The following is a 17287-nucleotide window of genomic DNA, read 5'->3' on the forward strand; positions in this document are numbered from 1 at the left end:
CATTAGAATGCCAATGGAGTTAGACTCATAGTTTAAAAAGATAATATTATTTTAGTCACAGAATAATTTGATGAGAATGAATGCATATATACATCCCGATTGGGAATCAATTTTAAAATCAGAGTTCAATAAACCCTATTTTGACGAGTTAACTGAATTTGTGAACGCTGAATATCAGGAGAATACCTGTTACCCTGAAAGGACCAAAATTTTTGCAGCATTCAATCATTGTCACTTTAATGACCTTAAGGTGGTTATAATCGGACAAGATCCTTATCACGGTCCTGGCCAGGCAAATGGTCTTTGTTTCTCGGTCAATCCAGGGATGGCGCATCCACCGTCGTTAGTTAACATTTTTAAGGAAGTGAATGATGATCTTGGAATTCCTTATCCTGTTAGTGGTAATTTAGAACGATGGGCAGATCAGGGAGTTATGCTACTTAATGCAACATTATCCGTAAGAGCTAATCAGGCAGGTAGTCATCAAAATAGGGGATGGGAAACGTTTACGGATGCTGTTATTCGATCCATTTCAGAACAAAAAGAAAATGTGGTCTTTCTTCTGTGGGGTGGATATGCGAAAAAAAAGAGTAAGCTCATAGACAAGTCTAAACATAAAATATTAACCTCCGGACATCCCTCACCTTTAAGTGCTAATAGGGGGTATTGGTTTGGAAACAAGCATTTTAGCGCTTGCAACACCTATCTTAAAGAAGCAGGAAAAGAACCTGTTAGCTGGTAGATTATTAATCTACTTATATTATTTTAGTATATTTACAATCGATTGTATTACCAACCAATAATGAATAATCGTAAAATGAGATTCTGGTTAATTTGCCTCTTAATAATAAGCTTCAACAAAATATATGGTCAAACTGATTTTGATAAGATCATAGAAAACATCCAAAAAGAGGAGCATACTAAAATTAAGGATGTTCTAAAATTAGATGATAGTGTAGCAGTTATTATCGGAAATCAAGAAAATAATGGTTCCTGGGATAATATAGATTACTCGATAACACATCGTACTTTATGGGAACCCTTACAACATTTAAGATACTTGAATCAGTTATCCTTGGGTTATACGTATCCTAAAAGTAAATTTTATCTAAATGAGGCAGTTTTCCATGCATTGAGAAACGGACTGAAATATTGGAATGAAAGAGATCCTAAAAGTAATAACTGGTGGTTCAACAAAATAGCTGCTCCACAGCAACTAGGAGCTATTTTAATCTTGTTAGAGCATGGGAATAATGAATTAAATCCAGAGTTGGAAAAGCGATTGATCAAACAAATGCATCGTGGGGATCCAGAAAAATGGACAGGAGCCAATAAATTAGATATTGCACTTCATTATATTTACAGGGGTTGTTTGTTAAGAGACCATAACGTTTTAAAAAAAGGGGTAGATGAAAGTTTCTATCCTATAAAATTTACTACCGAAGAAGGCCTTCAACATGATTACTCGTATCAACAACACGGGCCTCAACTTTACATAGGAGGCTATGGTACCGTTTTTGTTCAAAATGAAGTTTTAGTTGCTACCTATCTTAAGGGGACCTCTTATGCTTTAACAGGGGAGAAATTAAAATTATTATCCAAATTTATATTAAATACCTATGTGGAAACCCTGCATGGTGGTTATATGGATTATAGCGTAAACGGCAGGGGTATTAGTCGTGAAAACCGATTACATGATAAAGACATTGTAAAGACACTTGAAAAATTAAAATTTATAGATCCCTCCAGAGGTAAGACTTATGATAGAGCCATAGCCAAAATTAATAAAGTCGATTATAAATCAAAGTTACCTAAGAATCAAAATTATCATTTTTGGAGATCTGATTTTACCATTCATAAAAACAACAATTATAGTTTTTCCGTTAGGACTTCCTCCAACAGAACTTCTAAGACAGAAAATGGTAATAAAGAAAACCTAAAAGGATACTTCTTATCTGATGGAGCAACAAACATAAGGGTTAGTGGCGATGAATATTATAATATATTTCCGGTTTGGGATTGGAACAAAATTCCCGGTGTTACCGCCCCGATGGTCAATGAAATACCCGTTCGCAAAGCATGGCAGATCCCTGGAAATTCATCTTTTACCGGTGGTGTTTCCAATAATGTGTATGGAATTCATATGTATTGGCTAAAAGACTATGGGGTTCATGCAAAAAAAGCCTGGTTCTTTTTTGACGATGAAATTGTTTGTCTCGGATCGAATATACGTTCATATACCACGAACCCTATAATTACAACCATAGACCAAACCTCCTTAGGAAACAATTTCATGGTGTTTGAAAATGAAAAAAACGAACAAACTGAATGGATTATAAACAACGAAATTACGTATATCTTTCCCAGGAAAAATGAGTTGCAGTATACTGCCGGAGTACAAAAAGGGAGTTGGTATGAAATTAATAATACCCAATCATCACATCAAGTATCGAAACAGGTCATGACAGCCTGGTTCGATCATGGAATTAAACCAGGTAACGCTTCGTATGAATATATAGTGGTTCCAGGAATCAGTAATGAAGCTCAGTTAAAAGATTACAACCAAAAAGATATTGAGGTACTGTATAACGAGGCTTCCATACAAGCCGTAAAGAGCAACCAGCTTAGTTTATTACAAATGATCTTTTATGAAGCGGGAACCTTTCAACATGAAGGCATTAAAATTAGAGTCGATGCACCATGTGCACTTATGCTGAATTATAAAGACCTGGGGAATCCTGAGGTATACATCTCAGATCCTTCTCAAACTCGTAATAAAATACAACTCGACATTAAGATCAAAAAAGCTAATTATCAATTAATCAGAACTTGCAACATGCCTGGCGGACCTTATGCCGGATCTAGCCTTAAGGTTGATGTTGAAGGAAATATACCTGTGAAAAAATAGTTGTTTTAAAAGGTTAATTTCTTAAATGGAAGCTTGTCGTTAATTAAATTTAATTCTAAAAGTTGATGCTGCACTTTGTCAATCATAGCCTCCGATATCTGAGATTGACTCCACTGCGTGATGGATAACCACTTTTGAATATCGGTCAATTGTTGATTATATCGATTGGCAATAGTTCGGTCAATACTAGGTATATCTTTAAATTCAGTAGTATAAGAATTTATAACTTCCAGGATATGGTTAACGATGTTATGATTTTCTTTATTGAACTGATCGCTAACCGCTATTACAAAACATGGCCATGGAGTAGGGCAGTCCCCAACTCTGTTAAAGATTCCTTCATCAACAATAGGCTTTGTCGTAAAATGTTCCCACATAAAATAATCGGCAGTCCCATTAGTTAAAGCCTCGATGGCCCCATTTAAATTGTTGATCACTTCGAACTGTAACTCATCAACATTCCAACCTTGATTCTTTGCATTTACATAGGCCATTAAATGACTTCCGCTACCATATCTTGAAATCGCAACTTTACCTTTTTCAAGATCATTCAATGAATTAAAAGCAGATTTGGAACCAACATGTATTCCCCATAATAGCGGACTTTCAATGTATTTTTGGATTATTTTAGATGGGTTTCCTTCGGTTATATCCTTTATGATTCCTTCGGTAAGTATGATGGCTATATCGGTATCCCCATTGCGAAGCATCTGACACATTCGTCCAGTTCCCTCAGGAACCTCATTCCATACTAAATCAATACCTCTATCTTCAAACGCACCTTCTTCAATGGCTAAATGCCAAGGCAGGTTAAAATGTTCCGGAACTCCGGCTATATTTACTTTTATCATTAATTTGTTAATTTTTTCAGGGTATACTTTATGAGGTTATCCACAGAAGTTTTTGGGTCTTTCGAAAAAGTACCATTCGGACGGTTAGCAATAATACAGTTCATAGATGCTGCTCGATGCCCCAGTAATTTAGCTAAACCATAAATACCGGCAGTTTCCATTTCTAAATTGGTGACTTTTAGCCCTCGATATTCAAAAGAAGCCAATTTATCATTTAAATCGGCATCACTTAGGGGTAGTCTCAAAACACGACCCTGTGGACCGTAGAAACCGACATTAGTCCCCGTCATACCTAAATAAAGTTGATCCGAATTTAATAAATCGCCCAGGGCACTATTATATCCTACGATATAGGGAGTAGATTTATGTTTACTCCATAAAGTATGCTTTATAAAATCTTCTTGTAATGCCTGATGTTGAATATCTTTGCTTAGATAATAATGAAGTAAACTATCAAAACCAATAGCATATTCACTCAATAAAAACGAATCTACAGGGATATCCGGTTGTAATGAACCTGAGGTCCCTATTCTAATGATATCTATAGACTTTAAATGATTCTTGATTTGCCTGTTCTTAAGATCAATATTTACTAAAGCATCTAATTCGTTTAATACAATATCTATATTATCTGTCCCTATTCCCGTTGAAATAACACTTAAACGCTTACCATTTAATTCGCCGGTATGAGTAACGAATTCTCGCTTTCCTTTTTTTATTTCAATACGATCAAAATACCGGGAAACACTTGTTACACGATCAGGATCTCCAACAGTAATTACAGTATCTGCAATATCCTCAGGCAGGAGGTTCAGATGATAAATACTACCATCCGGATTTAGTATTAATTCTGAAGGTTCTAGACTCACTTAGAATAATTTTAAAAGGACACTATAACTTTAATAGTTTATTAGTTTCGGTATGGTAAAGAAAAGAATATTTTGGGGCACCACCTAAATAAACATTTTCATCTTTAATACTTCCATAATAGTTGGTAATGTTGTCAACCACTTCATTTCCCAATTTGGTAAGCTTAGCAGGGTGGAATGATATGAATAATGGACGTAAATTGGTTATCAGCTTTTTGTATTGCAAGTCACTAAAACCATAATAACCCTGGTCATTCAACATGTGTCTTATAAGCTCTTCTTTACTTTTAATCTTAAAATTTCTGGCAGATTGAAGGGTCTTGTTTTCAAGTTCATTAAGTCCATTTTCAACAGTAGGGAAACGATGTAAATGAGTCAGTAGGGCAGGTGTAAGGTACTTTAATTGGGAAGAATTCTGCTGAATAGCTGAATACAGTTGAATTGGGTTATCTCCGCAATACAGTTGCCAGATATAATCGGCATATTCAATATCATCTATGGTTAACCTAATTCGTTCTTTAAATAACTTTTTTAAATGATTCCCGGGAAGTTCACTTAAACCAAAAAGTTTATCAGAGGCATCCTCAATTCCAGAGCAAACCAGTGAAACGGGTACACCCTTTCTGTTTTTATGCAACCAACTCAATACTGCAATCATATTTACCTGACAAAACAGGTCGTATTCAAACCAAAGAACAATTTCTCTTTGGCTTTTTTGATTACATAATCTTCGATATTCCTTTAAAGTAAACTGAACAAAACGTTCTTTGCTTATTTTGTAGGTGTTTTTGAGATAGTCATAACGATTTCTCCAAAAATACTCACTTCCAACATCAGTAGTGGTTTTACCCTCACACAGCATTTCACGCCAGGTAATAATATCACCTTGTATGCCTAGTTTTTCCAAATATGAAGTAAAGGAATCACCATTAGTTATGTGCAGTATCTTACTCATTAGTATAATGTTAAGGTTTGATTAAGTAATGATAAAATTATAAATTTCATATAACACACCACAACAAAAAATGTTAAGATTAGCCTCCAACTCTTTTTACATTAAATCCTTTTTTCTTTAAGAAATCCATTATTTTATCACGGTAATCTCCTTGAATGAGTATTTCATCATTTTTAAAGCTCCCTCCAACGCTTAACATGGTCTTAATTTCTTTGGCAAGGGTCTTAAAATCGTTATCCGCACCATTGTATCCGGCGATTATAGTAACCGGTTTTCCCTTTCTCTTTTCATATTTACACAAAAGAGGTTCATCCTGAAGCCAGACGTTACTTTGTTCTTCCTTTTGATCTTCCTCAGATGGCACGTGATCTGGAAATAAATTTTTTAACTGATCCTGTAAATCCATAATCGTAAAATGAAGTTAGTTGCTGGTTTTAAAACTGTTCTTCATTCATTTTATTGTTTTTTATTCTTTAATTAAACCAAGCTCTACGAGTCGTTCATGTAAAAATTCACCCGCCGTAATATCTTCATAGAGTTTTGGGTGTGTTGCATCAATACAATTCTCAAGGCAATCTAACGGCATCTCACTAATAGGGTGCATAAAAAATGGAATCGAATATCTGGAAGTACTCCACATTTCTTTCGGCGGATTAACGACCCTGTGAATCGTTGATTTTAAACGGTTATTGGAATGTCGCGATAACATATCTCCCACATTGATCATTAGCTCATCGGGTTGGGCGATAGCATCAACCCAATCTCCCTGATGGTTTTGTACCTGTAACCCTTTACCCTGAGCTCCCATGAGTAAGGTTATTAAATTAATATCACCATGGGCCGCTGCTCTAACTGCATTATCAGGTTCTTCCGTAATTGGCGGGTAGTGTATCGGACGTAAAATAGAATTACCATTCTTGATGTATTTGTCAAAATAAGTTTCTTCTAATCCGAGATGTAATGCCAAAGCCCTTAATACGTATTGCCCTGTTTTTTCCAACATTTTATAGGTTTCTTCACCCACTTCATTGAATTTCGGAAGTTCCTCAACGATTACATTGTCAGGATACTCCTTTTCTAATTTCGGATCACCTTCAACATACTGTCCAAAATGCCAAAACTCCTTGAGATCAGGTTTTTTAAATCCTTTAGCCGTTTCTTTTCCAAAAGAAGTATATCCTCTTTGCCCTCCAATACCCGGTATTTCATATTTATCCTTTACGTCTTGTGGTAATGCAAAGAAATTTTTTATTTCCTCATATAAATCCTTGACGAGTTGATCAGATAAAAAGTGTCCCTTTAAGGCTACAAAACCTATATCCTCATAAGCAGCTCCTATTTCATCGATAAACTTTTGTTTTCTAGCAGGATCATCTGATAAGAAATCTCTTAAATCGACGCTGGGTATATTACTCATAATTATGTGTGTTTAATTAGTCTGTAAAGTCTGTTAACACAAATGTAGGGAATAATGTTGCCATTTTTATAACATAAATATTAACAGACTAAAAAAATATAACTTTCATACAGCTGATTGTTAATTTTTTCTACATTTGAGTGTTAATCTCACAAGTCGTAATGAAAACAGTATCAAATACACATATAGAATTCAATAGCAATGACCTTGCTAACGAAAAGCTCCTTGAGTTATACAAGGGAATGCTTAAGCCCAGAATGATTGAAGAAAAAATGCTGGTTTTACTGAGACAAGGCAAAATATCAAAATGGTTTAGCGGGATCGGTCAGGAAGCCATTTCGGTTGGTGTAACCAAGGCATTGATGGAAGATGAATACATTTTACCTATGCATCGAAATCTAGGGGTATTTACAGCAAGGAATATTCCTTTACATCGATTATTTGAGCAGTGGCAGGGTAAAGAAGGAGGTTTTACCAAAGGCAGAGATAGAAGTTTTCATTTCGGAACCCAGGAATATAAAATTGTTGGCATGATTTCTCATTTAGGACCTCAATTAGGGGTGGCCGACGGTATTGCACTCGGAGATCTGTTGAACAATAGAAAGAAAATAACAGCAGTTTTTACCGGAGAAGGAGGTACGAGTGAAGGAGACTTTCACGAAGCACTTAATATTGCATCTGTTTGGAATTTACCGGTGCTTTTCTGTATTGAAAATAATGGATATGGGCTTTCCACTCCGGTAAAGGAACAGTACAATTGTGAGAACCTCGTTGATAGAGCTACCGGATACGGAATTGAAGGACACCTTATTGATGGTAATAATATTCTGGAAGTGTATAGTACGATTTCAACCATAGCTGAAGATATTCGGTCAAATCCAAGGCCCGTGTTAATTGAATTCAAAACATTCAGAATGCGGGGACATGAGGAAGCGAGTGGAACAAAATACGTTCCGCAAGAATTATTGAACGAATGGGCACTTAAGGATCCAATTGCAAATTATAAAAACCACCTTTATGATTTAGGACTCTTAAATGACAAAATCGATGAGGAATTAAAGCGTAATATCAAACTAGAGATAGATGAAAATTTAAACCGGGCATACGATCAAAAAGCAATCACTCCTTCTCGAAGTATTGAGTTAAATGATGTTTACAAGGATTTTGATTATGAGTATGTTAAAGAATCAGATAACTGTAAAAACATACGTTTGGTAGATGCTATCTCGGAAGGATTAAAACAGAGCATGGAAAAGCATGACAATTTAGTTATCATGGGACAGGATATAGCTGAATATGGAGGTGTTTTTAAAATAACAGAAGGCTTTGTTGAATCCTTTGGGAAAGATAGGGTCAGAAACACTCCAATTTGTGAATCCGGAATTGTTTCTACAGCTATGGGACTCTCCATAAACGGGATGAAAGCAATTGTTGAAATGCAGTTTGCTGACTTTGTTTCATCAGGATTTAATCCGATTGTAAATTATTTGGCAAAATCGCACTATAGATGGAATGAAAATGCAGATGTTGTTATTAGAATGCCATGTGGTGCTGGAGTAGGAGCCGGTCCTTTTCATTCCCAGACAAACGAGGCCTGGTTTACAAAAACCCCGGGATTAAAGGTGGTATATCCTGCTTTTCCACGAGATGCAAAAGGCTTATTAAATACAGCGGTCAACGATCCGAATCCGGTTATGTTTTTCGAACATAAAGGATTATACAGAAGCATCTATCAGGAAGTTCCTGAGAACTATTATACTATTCCATTTGGCGAGGCAGCTGTTTTAAAAGAAGGAAAAGATATTACCATAATATCATATGGGGCAGGTATTCACTGGGCTTTAGATGTATTAAACAGTCATGACGATATAGACGCTGATCTCATCGATTTAAGAACTTTACAACCTTTGGATGTATCTTCAATCATACAATCCGTAAAGAAAACGGGGAAAGCAATTATTTTACAGGAGGATACCTTGTTTGGTGGAATGGCCAGTGAAATTTCTTCTATAATAATGGAGAATTGTTTTGAGTATCTTGATGCTCCGGTTAAGAGAATTGGTAGTCTCGAAACCCCTATTCCTTTTGCAAAGGAATTAGAAAATCAATTTTTAGGAAGGACCTATTTTGAAGTGGCTTTATTGGAGCTTTTAAAATATTAATAAAATGTGAAATCTTAAGGTTTCGTAATCTTAACAGGATATTTTTTACGTATCTTTAGTAGAACTAATATTAAAATCTTATGAATAAAAAACACATCTTACTAATTACAATTTGTTCTTTAATTCTGTATTCATGTAGTTTGAGTAAAGAAAATAAAGAGACGAGAAAATCTATAGATGGCACTTGGGAGTTGACAGATGTTTCTTATGAAGGAACTCAAGGATACTTTAAATCTACCTTATTTAATGATGCAGATTCAAAATGTTTCAAAGGCAGTGAATGGTTTTTCAGATCTAACAATAGTACAGGATTCTATAATATCATGAATGATGGATGTCCAACCGGACAAAGAAATATTCGTTGGTCTATTCAAGATGTAAATGGAGTGCCTTCTCAATTCCAGTTCAAGTATATCGATGAAAAGAAAAATGATTTAAACGGAGGATATGGCTATGTTTTTAAGGTAGCCTCACTAAATCAGAATCAAATGAAACTCACTACTGATGTCAATGTAGATGGTGATATTGTCACTATAGCGCTTGAATACAGTAGAAAATCTTTATAAATAAAAATAAACAACAGGAATGAAATCAATTTTAAGAAAATCTTCATTAGTAATAATAGCTGCATCTTTAATGATGAGTTGTTCAGCAATTCAAAATGCAAACAATGAACAAAAGGGTACCGCCATTGGTGCTGCTTCTGGTGCTGCTATAGGAGGTGTCATAGGGAATAATGTAGGTGATGGTAATAGTGTATTAGGTGCTATTATTGGTGCTGCTGTCGGTGGTGCAGTTGGGAATCGAATAGGTAATAAAATGGATCGTCAGGCTGAAGAAATCAAAGCAGCTGTCCCTGGAGCAGAGGTAACAAGAGTTGGTGAAGGTATCAACGTTACTTTTGACGAAAATAGTGGTGTTAAATTTGGCTTTGATTCTGACCAAATTCAATCGGAAGGTCAGGAAACATTGCAAAAAATGGCCGAAGTATTTAAGGAATATGATGATACTAACATTTTAGTAGAAGGTCACACAGATAGTTCAGGAGCAGACAGTTATAATATGTCTTTATCCAAAAAAAGAGCTAATTCGGTAGTTGATTATTTAGTGGCACAAGGGGTAGACCGATCAAGATTTACAGTAAAATGGTATGGAGAAACACAGCCTAAATACGATAATGCTACAGCTGAAGGTCGCTCTAAAAACAGGAGAGTAGAATTAGGAATCGTGGCGAGTCAGGAAATGATTAACGAAGCGAAGAATCAATAAAGAAACTTCCCTATATGAAATAAAAAGTCCGGTTTTCCGGACTTTTTTTTGTGATAAAATTCTAGAAATCACTATCTTAATAAGGTAAATCAAAAAACAAAGAAATGAGACTTTATAAAAGTGCTTTTATCCTATTACTCGGAATCCTTTTTATTACAGGATGCAAGCAGAAAAAACAGGAAGCACCGCAGTCGGAAGATAAGCCTTCAGTAGTTGTAGATGTTAAAGGGGAAGTCATTAAATATGCCGTTGACACGACTAATTTACAAGGATACCTTGCTTATGATGCAGGTAAGAAGGGTAAAAGACCAGGAATATTGATTGTTCATGAGTGGTGGGGACATAATGATTATGTACGTCACCGGGCCGATATGCTGGCAGAACTGGGTTACACCACTTTGGCTCTTGATATGTATGGAGATGGCAAGCAGGCTATGCATCCGGATGACGCCGGTAAATTTGCACAACAAGTAATGGGTAATATAGGGGAGGCAAAGAAACGTTTCGATGTAGCCTTAAAACTATTAAAAGAACAGCCTACAGTAGACTCCACAAGAATAGCTGCCATCGGCTATTGCTTTGGAGGTAGTGTGGCTTTAACAATGGCTAATATGGGTGCTGACCTTGATGCTGTGGCAGCCTTTCACAGTGGAGTACAATTACCGGTAATGCCAAATAAAGATTTAAAAGCAACTGTTCTGGTTTGTAACGGGGCCGACGATCCTTTTATCAATAAAGAATCAGTCACAACGTTTAAAGCTCAATTAGACAGTTTAAACATTGAATATAAATACGTGGAATATCCCGGAGTTGTGCACTCCTTTACCAGTAAAGTTGCTGACTCGTTGGGTAATAAATTTAACTTACCACTTAAGTATGATGCTGAAGCAGATAGAAAGTCCTGGAACGAATTAAAAAACCTTTTAAACGAGGTTTTCAATGAATCCATGTAGTAAACGATTGACATATATCATTTTATGAATAAAGTGTTGATAGTATCTTAGAACTATAATTATGATATAACACCATGAAAAACATTTTATTACCAACCGATTTCTCTGAAAATGCATGGAATGCAATTAATTATGCACTTCGTATGTTTTCTAAAACGGAGAATTTTTATTTGTTCAATTCCTATACACCTCCAACAGCACAACCGACTAGCGGAGTTACTTCTTCCAAAAACACTAAGTTATTATCAGACATGGCCAGAAAGTCCTCTGAGGAGGGGCTTACTGAAGTCATGAACAGGATCAAAAAAGAATTCCCTGAATTAGCCGAAAAAGTAAAATCAATTAGTGCATATGATTTTTTCGTATCCGGAGTTAAATCTGTAGTGAAAAAGTATGAAATTGATTTTATAGTCATGGGAACTAAAGGTTCCAGTGGAGTACGGGAAGTGATTATTGGAAGTAATACAGCTGGAGTTATTGGAAAAGTGAAATGTAGTGTGTTAGCAATTCCTGAAACAGCCGTATTCAAACCAGTAAAAGAAATAGCCTTCGCTACTGAGTATGATGTCTATTGGGAAGAAAGCGAGCTGGCTCCTATGATTGATATTGCCAAAAAATGGAGTGCAAGTATTAGAATTTTACACGCACTTGAGGCCAGGAATGAATTAAAATCCGAACAGATTAAAATTAAAGAATATTTAGACGGTATCCTGGAGACCATCCCGCATGCTCATTATACCTTATCTAAACTCTCACTAGAATCTGCCGTTAGAGCGTTTACAGAGAGCAGGGAAGTAGATATGTTATGTATGGTAGCAAGACACCATAACTTTTTTCAACGAATATTTGGAAAACCCAGAGTTGAAGAAATAAGCTTCCATATTCAAATACCATATTTGGTATTACATGATTATACTCATAAATAAAATAACGCTTAAACCATTATAAACCAAAGGAGAGACTAAATATGGATACCTTTAATGCTTTATGATAAAAGATTATAAATAGAATTTGTTGGTTCTCAGATCACTTTTATCAAACAAACGATCCCAAATATTTAGTCTCTTTTTTATCTATAAATGTGATTTAATCACCTTTACAAGGTCATTTTTTGATGCGAGTCCGGAGTGTCGCCAAACAATCTCTCCATTTTTAAATAAAATAAGAGTAGGTACTCCACGAACCTGGAAGTTAGCCGCTAAAGGTTGGTTTTTATCCACATCCACCTTTACAATATTAACCTCTTCACCCAATTCATTCTTGGTTTCTTTTAAAATAGGTGCCAGTGTCTGACATGGTCCGCACCATGTTGCGAAAAAATCGATAAGCACTGGTTTCTCTTTATTGATGATATCTTTAAAACTACTTTTCATGGTTTCTTATTCTTTTTAATTGATAACAACGAATAACTTGTCCATACCTTGTACAAGGTGGAAAATTTATGGCAAAGTTCTAAAGTTGATATTTAAAAATCAGTAACTTATGTTACGCCCGTAAATATTTTCTATCCATCCAGAAGGTACCGAAAGGAATTATCGAGCATAAGAGTATGATGCCAAGGGTGTATGCAGACCAGTTTTGTTTATTTTTTAAAACCAAAGCCATTACTACATACATCATAAAAAGGATCCCATGCATCATTCCAATATATTGATTTGGAGCATGCTGATCTAACATGTATTTCAATGGCATGGTTACACCCAAAATAAGTAAATATGAAATTCCTTCTAATATGCTGACTATTCTAAAATTCTTAAGATTCATAAGTTCATTCTTTGTGCGGCAAAATTACAACACAGCTTACAATCTCTTTTGAAATATTTGTTAAAAAGAAAAGGGTCGAGAAAAATTATCTCAACCCTTTATTTTGGTAATTTTAGCTTTATCAAGATTGCTGTTGTAATTGCTTTGCAACGGCCTGTACTTCATCCAATACACGAAGAAGGTTCTCACCCCAAAGCATAGCAATTTCCTTCTCGGTATAGCCACGTTTAACGAGTTCAAGGGTTACATTGAAGGTTTCGGAAGCATCATTCCACCCGTAAATTCCACCACCTCCATCAAAATCTGAACTAATTCCCACGTGTTTTATCCCTATTTTATTGACGAGGTAATCGATATGATCAACAAAATCCGAAACATCCACAGGATCTCCAGAAGCCTTTAAAGCTTCGACCTTATCACTAGCCGCCTTTCGCATGGCCATATACTTATCAACATATGCATTACGCATAGAATCCGGCATTTTTCTTACGCTATCCCATCCAACTGTTGTAAAGTTCATTTCTTTAGCCACGTCATCATAGATAGCTTTTGCTTGCTCCTGGAAAGCTTCATGCTTTTCCGTATTTACATAAGAGCTAAAGGCCACTGTCTGGACAACACCGCCATTTTCTTTCAACCACATTAATTGTTCATCATCCAGGTTACGACTATGATTACATAAGGCACGTGAAGATGAATGAGATGCTATAATGGGAGCCTTTGTAAGTTCAATCATTTGTTTCATAGATTCCTTTGACGGGTGAGATACATCGATCATCATTCCGTATTTATTCATTTCGGAAACGACTTCTCTTCCTAATTCACTGAGACCATTGTGCAACCATTCATCATTTTCCTCTCCCGTATTAGAATCACATAGTTGGCTATGTCCTTGATGAGAGAGCGACATATAGCGACCTCCCAGGTCATAAAACTTTTTTACATTACTAATATCCATTCCAACAGGATATCCGTTTTCTATGCCTATCATTGCCACCTTTTTTCCGGCATCATGGATACGGCGTACATCGTCAGAATTATAAGCTAATTCTATTTTATCAGGAGCAATTATCTCTGTAAGACGGTGAATCGCTTCGAATTTTGAAATGGCATTGTTATATGCTTTTTCATATCCCGAAGGATTTAATGAATCCTGCCCTGTGTACACTATGAACCAAGCCACATCCAGGCCTCCTTCATTCATTTTAGGGAGGGTGATTTGAGTATCCAGATCTTGTGTGTAATTGAGGGAATCAGTAAAATTTTTAACATTGATATCACAATGGGTATCGATGGTGATTACTTTTTGGTGTATTTCTTTCGCTTTTGCTACTATTTCTTCTTCGGTTAAAGGCTTTTCTTTACATCCTAAAACCAGGAAGAATACTAATACCGGTAAGTATAAGTTTTTCATTTATAATTTATTAATTTGGTTAGAAGTTTGGATGAAAATACATTATTATTTGTAAAGAAAGAAATTTGATTCGTTTGTTGTAATTCAATTAAGTGCATTTTTATAAATTTGTGTAGGCTTTAACCATCAATCTTGTGCATACTATGAGTGCTAAAAAAAATAGAAGACCTAAACATAAGGGAAGTGGTACCATATTTAAAAATCCAATTCTCGAACAATTAACCAAAACACATATAGCAATTCCGCTAACCCTGTATACAATTATTTCAAGTTGCCTGATATATTATGGGATTATTGAAAAAGGATTTACAACCCCGGTAATGATCTTATTATTCTTTGCCGGCATGTTTGTATTTACACTGGTGGAATATTTAATGCATAGATACCTGTATCATCCGCAAACGGAGAAGATGGAGGAGTTTAGTCATAAAGTTCATGGGGTACACCACGATTACCCTAAAGACAAGAAGCGTCTGGCTATGCCACCTATACTGGCACTAATACTGGCAAGTTTCTTTTTTATTATCTATCGTGCCATGATGGGGGATTATGTATTTGGATTTTTAGCGGGCTTTTTAATGGGATACACAGGATATCTTGCCATTCACTATAGCGTACATATTTTTAAAGTTCCTGGTAACTTCCTAAAAATACTATGGCATCATCATGCCATTCATCATTACAGGCAACCGGACAGAGCATTTGGTGTATCATCGCCTTTATGGGATTATATATTCGGAACGATGCCTGAGTTATTAGAAGATAAAAAGAAACAACAAGCGAAAGCTGGAGAATTTATAGACCCGTCCTAAAAGACGGGTTTTTTTTGATCAAATAATAAGTCTAACTCCACCCAGTTCTTCAATCCTGTAGGGGAAATGATCGCCTGGGGATGCTATAAACATAAAATTGATAGGTAAATTCCACTGTTTAGATAGTTTTTTAATGAGTTTAGGACCAAATTCACCTTCCATTTGAATAAACTCCAGCTTAACATCCGGATATTCCCTGTCTAATACTTCTATATCACTTAACAACGTTTTAGAGATTTCTTCATCTTCCTTTAAAACAGCAACAATTTTAAGTCGCCTCGTATGCTCATTTCTTTTAATATAAAGCATTACTTTATTCAGGGTAGCTACATCATCATCTTTTGTGAAATAAACGAATTCCTGTTCATTAATTTTATTTATAATCCGCAATATACCGGCGTGCAACCTCCTGACGGACCTTTCTAATGGCCTGAAAAAATAAAGTATTATATTTAAAATTAGTTTGAGAATAAAAACCCGGTTTAGCATAATGACCACAATCAGCATGGTAGGAATGAAATATTCAATAAAGACATTCAGATAAGCCGGATTCATGATGGCATTTCCTATTAAAGCCAGGATAACCATCCCTATGGCTAAAAGAAGAGCGATCCAGTTAGAGCGTTCGGGTCTGGGAAGATTTTTTCTCCTGATTTTCAATAGAATATTACCGATTCCAAACAGTACCATTACCGAGAGAAAAGCAATAGTATAAACGCCTGCCAATGCTTCCAGACGACCTTTTGTTATAAGCATCACAGATGTACATAACAAGAAAAAGGAAAAGGCAATTAAATAGGTACTCCCTTTTTTATTTCGCTTTAGTAAAAAGGAGGGTAATATACGATCTAAGGTCATTCGCTCAGTGAGTCCACTAACTCCAATAAAGGAAGTAAGCACAGCACCACTCAATACCAATGCAGCATCAATTGAAATAAGAAATGAAAGCCAGCTTCCTCCAGCTTTTAACCCTAAATGAGACAGGAGCGCTTCCTGGTGTAATTTTACTTCAGGAATAGGAAGAATGGCGAGGGCCAGAAATGCCATTAGCGGATTAAAAACACTAACGATAACCCACATATTTCTCAGTGTTTTTCTAAAAACACCACGTTGTTGTTCTTCTACAAAATTAGCAGAACTTTCAAAACCCGAAATTCCTAACATAGCGGCACTGAACCCAAAAAATAAGGCATTCGTAACACTACCCTGAACCGGAAGCGACAAGTTTTTATTAAATATCCCTAAACCGTTGTTCACGATAAACCATCCACAGAATAATGAAAGAATAATCAGGGATGAAAGATGAAACACAAAGATAACGACAGCCACTCTCGACGATTCGCCAATCCCCATTATGGTTACACTCATAAATAAGAACAAAAGTATAATGGTGGTAATCATAACGGGCCAGTTATCCAATAATCCATGGGCATATTGCATGGCCTCACTGGCCGAAATTACTGCGGTGGCCATATAAGAAAGTATGGTAAGGGTGGCGGCAAGGGAAGCAACCGATTTACTGGTTGTATTCAACAGGGCATTATAAGCTCCACCATTAAGTGGAATGGCTCCAACAACCTCTCCGTAAATTTTGCGGAACAGGTATAATACTAATGCGACAATTAATAACGATATCCAGGCATATTGGCCCGCATATAAAATGGTAAGCGAGGACACATATAAACATGAAGAACTAATATCGTTACCACAAATGGCTGTTGCAGGTAACTCTTTGAGTTGTTTTACAATGGGTTTAATGGTGGTCTTAGGCATGCCGTTTTAAATGAATGAAACAAACAGAAATCAAAAACAGGATAAATCCGTATCTAAGAACCTAATAATCGCAGGTCATACTAAAATAGGAAATTTTCCATGAATAATTGATTATTCCTCGGTATAATACCTAGAAATTC

At 35.9% G+C, this 17287-nt stretch carries 17 protein-coding genes; 8 read left to right on the plus strand and 9 right to left on the minus strand.

Features of this window, described 5'->3' with window-relative positions:
- Window positions 1-76: 76 nt before the first annotated feature.
- On the plus strand, window positions 77-742 hold the full coding sequence (locus tag P278_RS05750) for a uracil-DNA glycosylase (protein ID WP_038263672.1): 666 nt from the start codon (window positions 77-79) through the stop codon (window positions 740-742).
- Between the two features lie 75 nt (window positions 743-817).
- Window positions 818-2908 carry a polysaccharide lyase family 8 super-sandwich domain-containing protein gene (locus tag P278_RS05755; RefSeq protein WP_038265300.1) on the plus strand — a complete coding sequence of 697 codons (2091 nt, stop codon included), beginning with the start codon at window positions 818-820 and terminating at the stop codon, window positions 2906-2908.
- Window positions 2909-2913: 5 nt separating this feature from the next.
- Here the strand turns inward: P278_RS05755 and P278_RS05760 are convergent, their stop codons facing one another.
- The 5 genes from P278_RS05760 to P278_RS05780 form a co-directional block, all read right to left on the minus strand.
- Window positions 2914-3759, minus strand: coding sequence for a substrate-binding domain-containing protein (locus P278_RS05760; protein WP_038263676.1), 846 nt, complete (start codon window positions 3757-3759; stop codon window positions 2914-2916).
- Window positions 3759-4628 (minus strand): nucleoside phosphorylase, encoded by an 870-nt coding sequence (locus tag P278_RS05765; protein WP_038263679.1) that lies wholly within the window; start codon window positions 4626-4628, stop codon window positions 3759-3761. Before P278_RS05765 ends, P278_RS05760 begins: the two co-directional genes overlap by 1 nt.
- A 22-nt stretch (window positions 4629-4650) precedes the next feature.
- Window positions 4651-5583: a DUF1835 domain-containing protein gene (locus tag P278_RS05770; protein ID WP_038263682.1), complete on the minus strand. Its 933-nt coding sequence runs from the start codon at window positions 5581-5583 to the stop codon at window positions 4651-4653.
- 79 nt (window positions 5584-5662) lie between these two features.
- Window positions 5663-5989 carry a translation initiation factor gene (locus tag P278_RS05775; protein WP_038263684.1) on the minus strand — a complete coding sequence of 109 codons (327 nt, stop codon included), beginning with the start codon at window positions 5987-5989 and terminating at the stop codon, window positions 5663-5665.
- Window positions 5990-6049: 60 nt separating this feature from the next.
- A complete protein-coding gene (locus P278_RS05780; protein WP_038263686.1) occupies window positions 6050-7000 on the minus strand; it encodes an isopenicillin N synthase family dioxygenase in 951 nt (316 codons plus the stop codon).
- Between the two features lie 161 nt (window positions 7001-7161).
- Here P278_RS05780 and P278_RS05785 point away from each other — a divergent pair, with 161 nt between their 5' ends.
- From P278_RS05785 to P278_RS05805, 5 genes are all read left to right on the plus strand, one after another.
- Window positions 7162-9162 carry an alpha-ketoacid dehydrogenase subunit alpha/beta gene (locus P278_RS05785; RefSeq protein ID WP_038263688.1) on the plus strand — a complete coding sequence of 667 codons (2001 nt, stop codon included), beginning with the start codon at window positions 7162-7164 and terminating at the stop codon, window positions 9160-9162.
- Window positions 9163-9242: 80 nt separating this feature from the next.
- Window positions 9243-9728: a lipocalin family protein gene (locus P278_RS05790; protein ID WP_038263691.1), complete on the plus strand. Its 486-nt coding sequence runs from the start codon at window positions 9243-9245 to the stop codon at window positions 9726-9728.
- Between the two features lie 19 nt (window positions 9729-9747).
- Window positions 9748-10431, plus strand: coding sequence for an OmpA family protein (locus tag P278_RS05795; RefSeq protein ID WP_038263695.1), 684 nt, complete (start codon window positions 9748-9750; stop codon window positions 10429-10431).
- Window positions 10432-10535: 104 nt separating this feature from the next.
- Window positions 10536-11384: a dienelactone hydrolase family protein gene (locus P278_RS05800; RefSeq protein WP_038263699.1), complete on the plus strand. Its 849-nt coding sequence runs from the start codon at window positions 10536-10538 to the stop codon at window positions 11382-11384.
- Between the two features lie 74 nt (window positions 11385-11458).
- Window positions 11459-12310, plus strand: coding sequence for a universal stress protein (locus P278_RS05805; RefSeq protein WP_038263702.1), 852 nt, complete (start codon window positions 11459-11461; stop codon window positions 12308-12310).
- Window positions 12311-12457: 147 nt separating this feature from the next.
- Here the strand turns inward: P278_RS05805 and trxA are convergent, their stop codons facing one another.
- From trxA to P278_RS05820, 3 genes are all read right to left on the minus strand, one after another.
- Window positions 12458-12757 (minus strand): thioredoxin, encoded by a 300-nt coding sequence (trxA, locus tag P278_RS05810; RefSeq protein WP_038263705.1) that lies wholly within the window; start codon window positions 12755-12757, stop codon window positions 12458-12460.
- A gap of 112 nt (window positions 12758-12869) precedes the next feature.
- Window positions 12870-13148 (minus strand): DUF3817 domain-containing protein, encoded by a 279-nt coding sequence (locus tag P278_RS05815; RefSeq protein ID WP_038263708.1) that lies wholly within the window; start codon window positions 13146-13148, stop codon window positions 12870-12872.
- Between the two features lie 121 nt (window positions 13149-13269).
- Complete coding sequence (locus P278_RS05820; protein WP_038263711.1) at window positions 13270-14562, minus strand: dipeptidase; 1293 nt, start codon at window positions 14560-14562, stop codon at window positions 13270-13272.
- A gap of 143 nt (window positions 14563-14705) precedes the next feature.
- On the opposite strand from P278_RS05820, the gene P278_RS05825 reads away from it, so the two are divergent.
- Window positions 14706-15374 carry a sterol desaturase family protein gene (locus P278_RS05825; RefSeq protein ID WP_038263714.1) on the plus strand — a complete coding sequence of 223 codons (669 nt, stop codon included), beginning with the start codon at window positions 14706-14708 and terminating at the stop codon, window positions 15372-15374.
- A gap of 18 nt (window positions 15375-15392) precedes the next feature.
- Here P278_RS05825 and P278_RS05830 read toward each other — a convergent pair whose 3' ends face one another.
- The gene (locus P278_RS05830) at window positions 15393-17147 is read right to left on the minus strand and encodes an APC family permease (RefSeq protein ID WP_038263717.1); all 1755 of its coding nucleotides are present in this window, start codon (window positions 17145-17147) and stop codon (window positions 15393-15395) included.
- Window positions 17148-17287: the final 140 nt, after the last annotated feature.

Origin of the sequence: Zhouia amylolytica AD3, from assembly GCF_000511935.2 — a bacterium.
Lineage (GTDB): Bacteria > Bacteroidota > Bacteroidia > Flavobacteriales > Flavobacteriaceae > Zhouia > Zhouia amylolytica.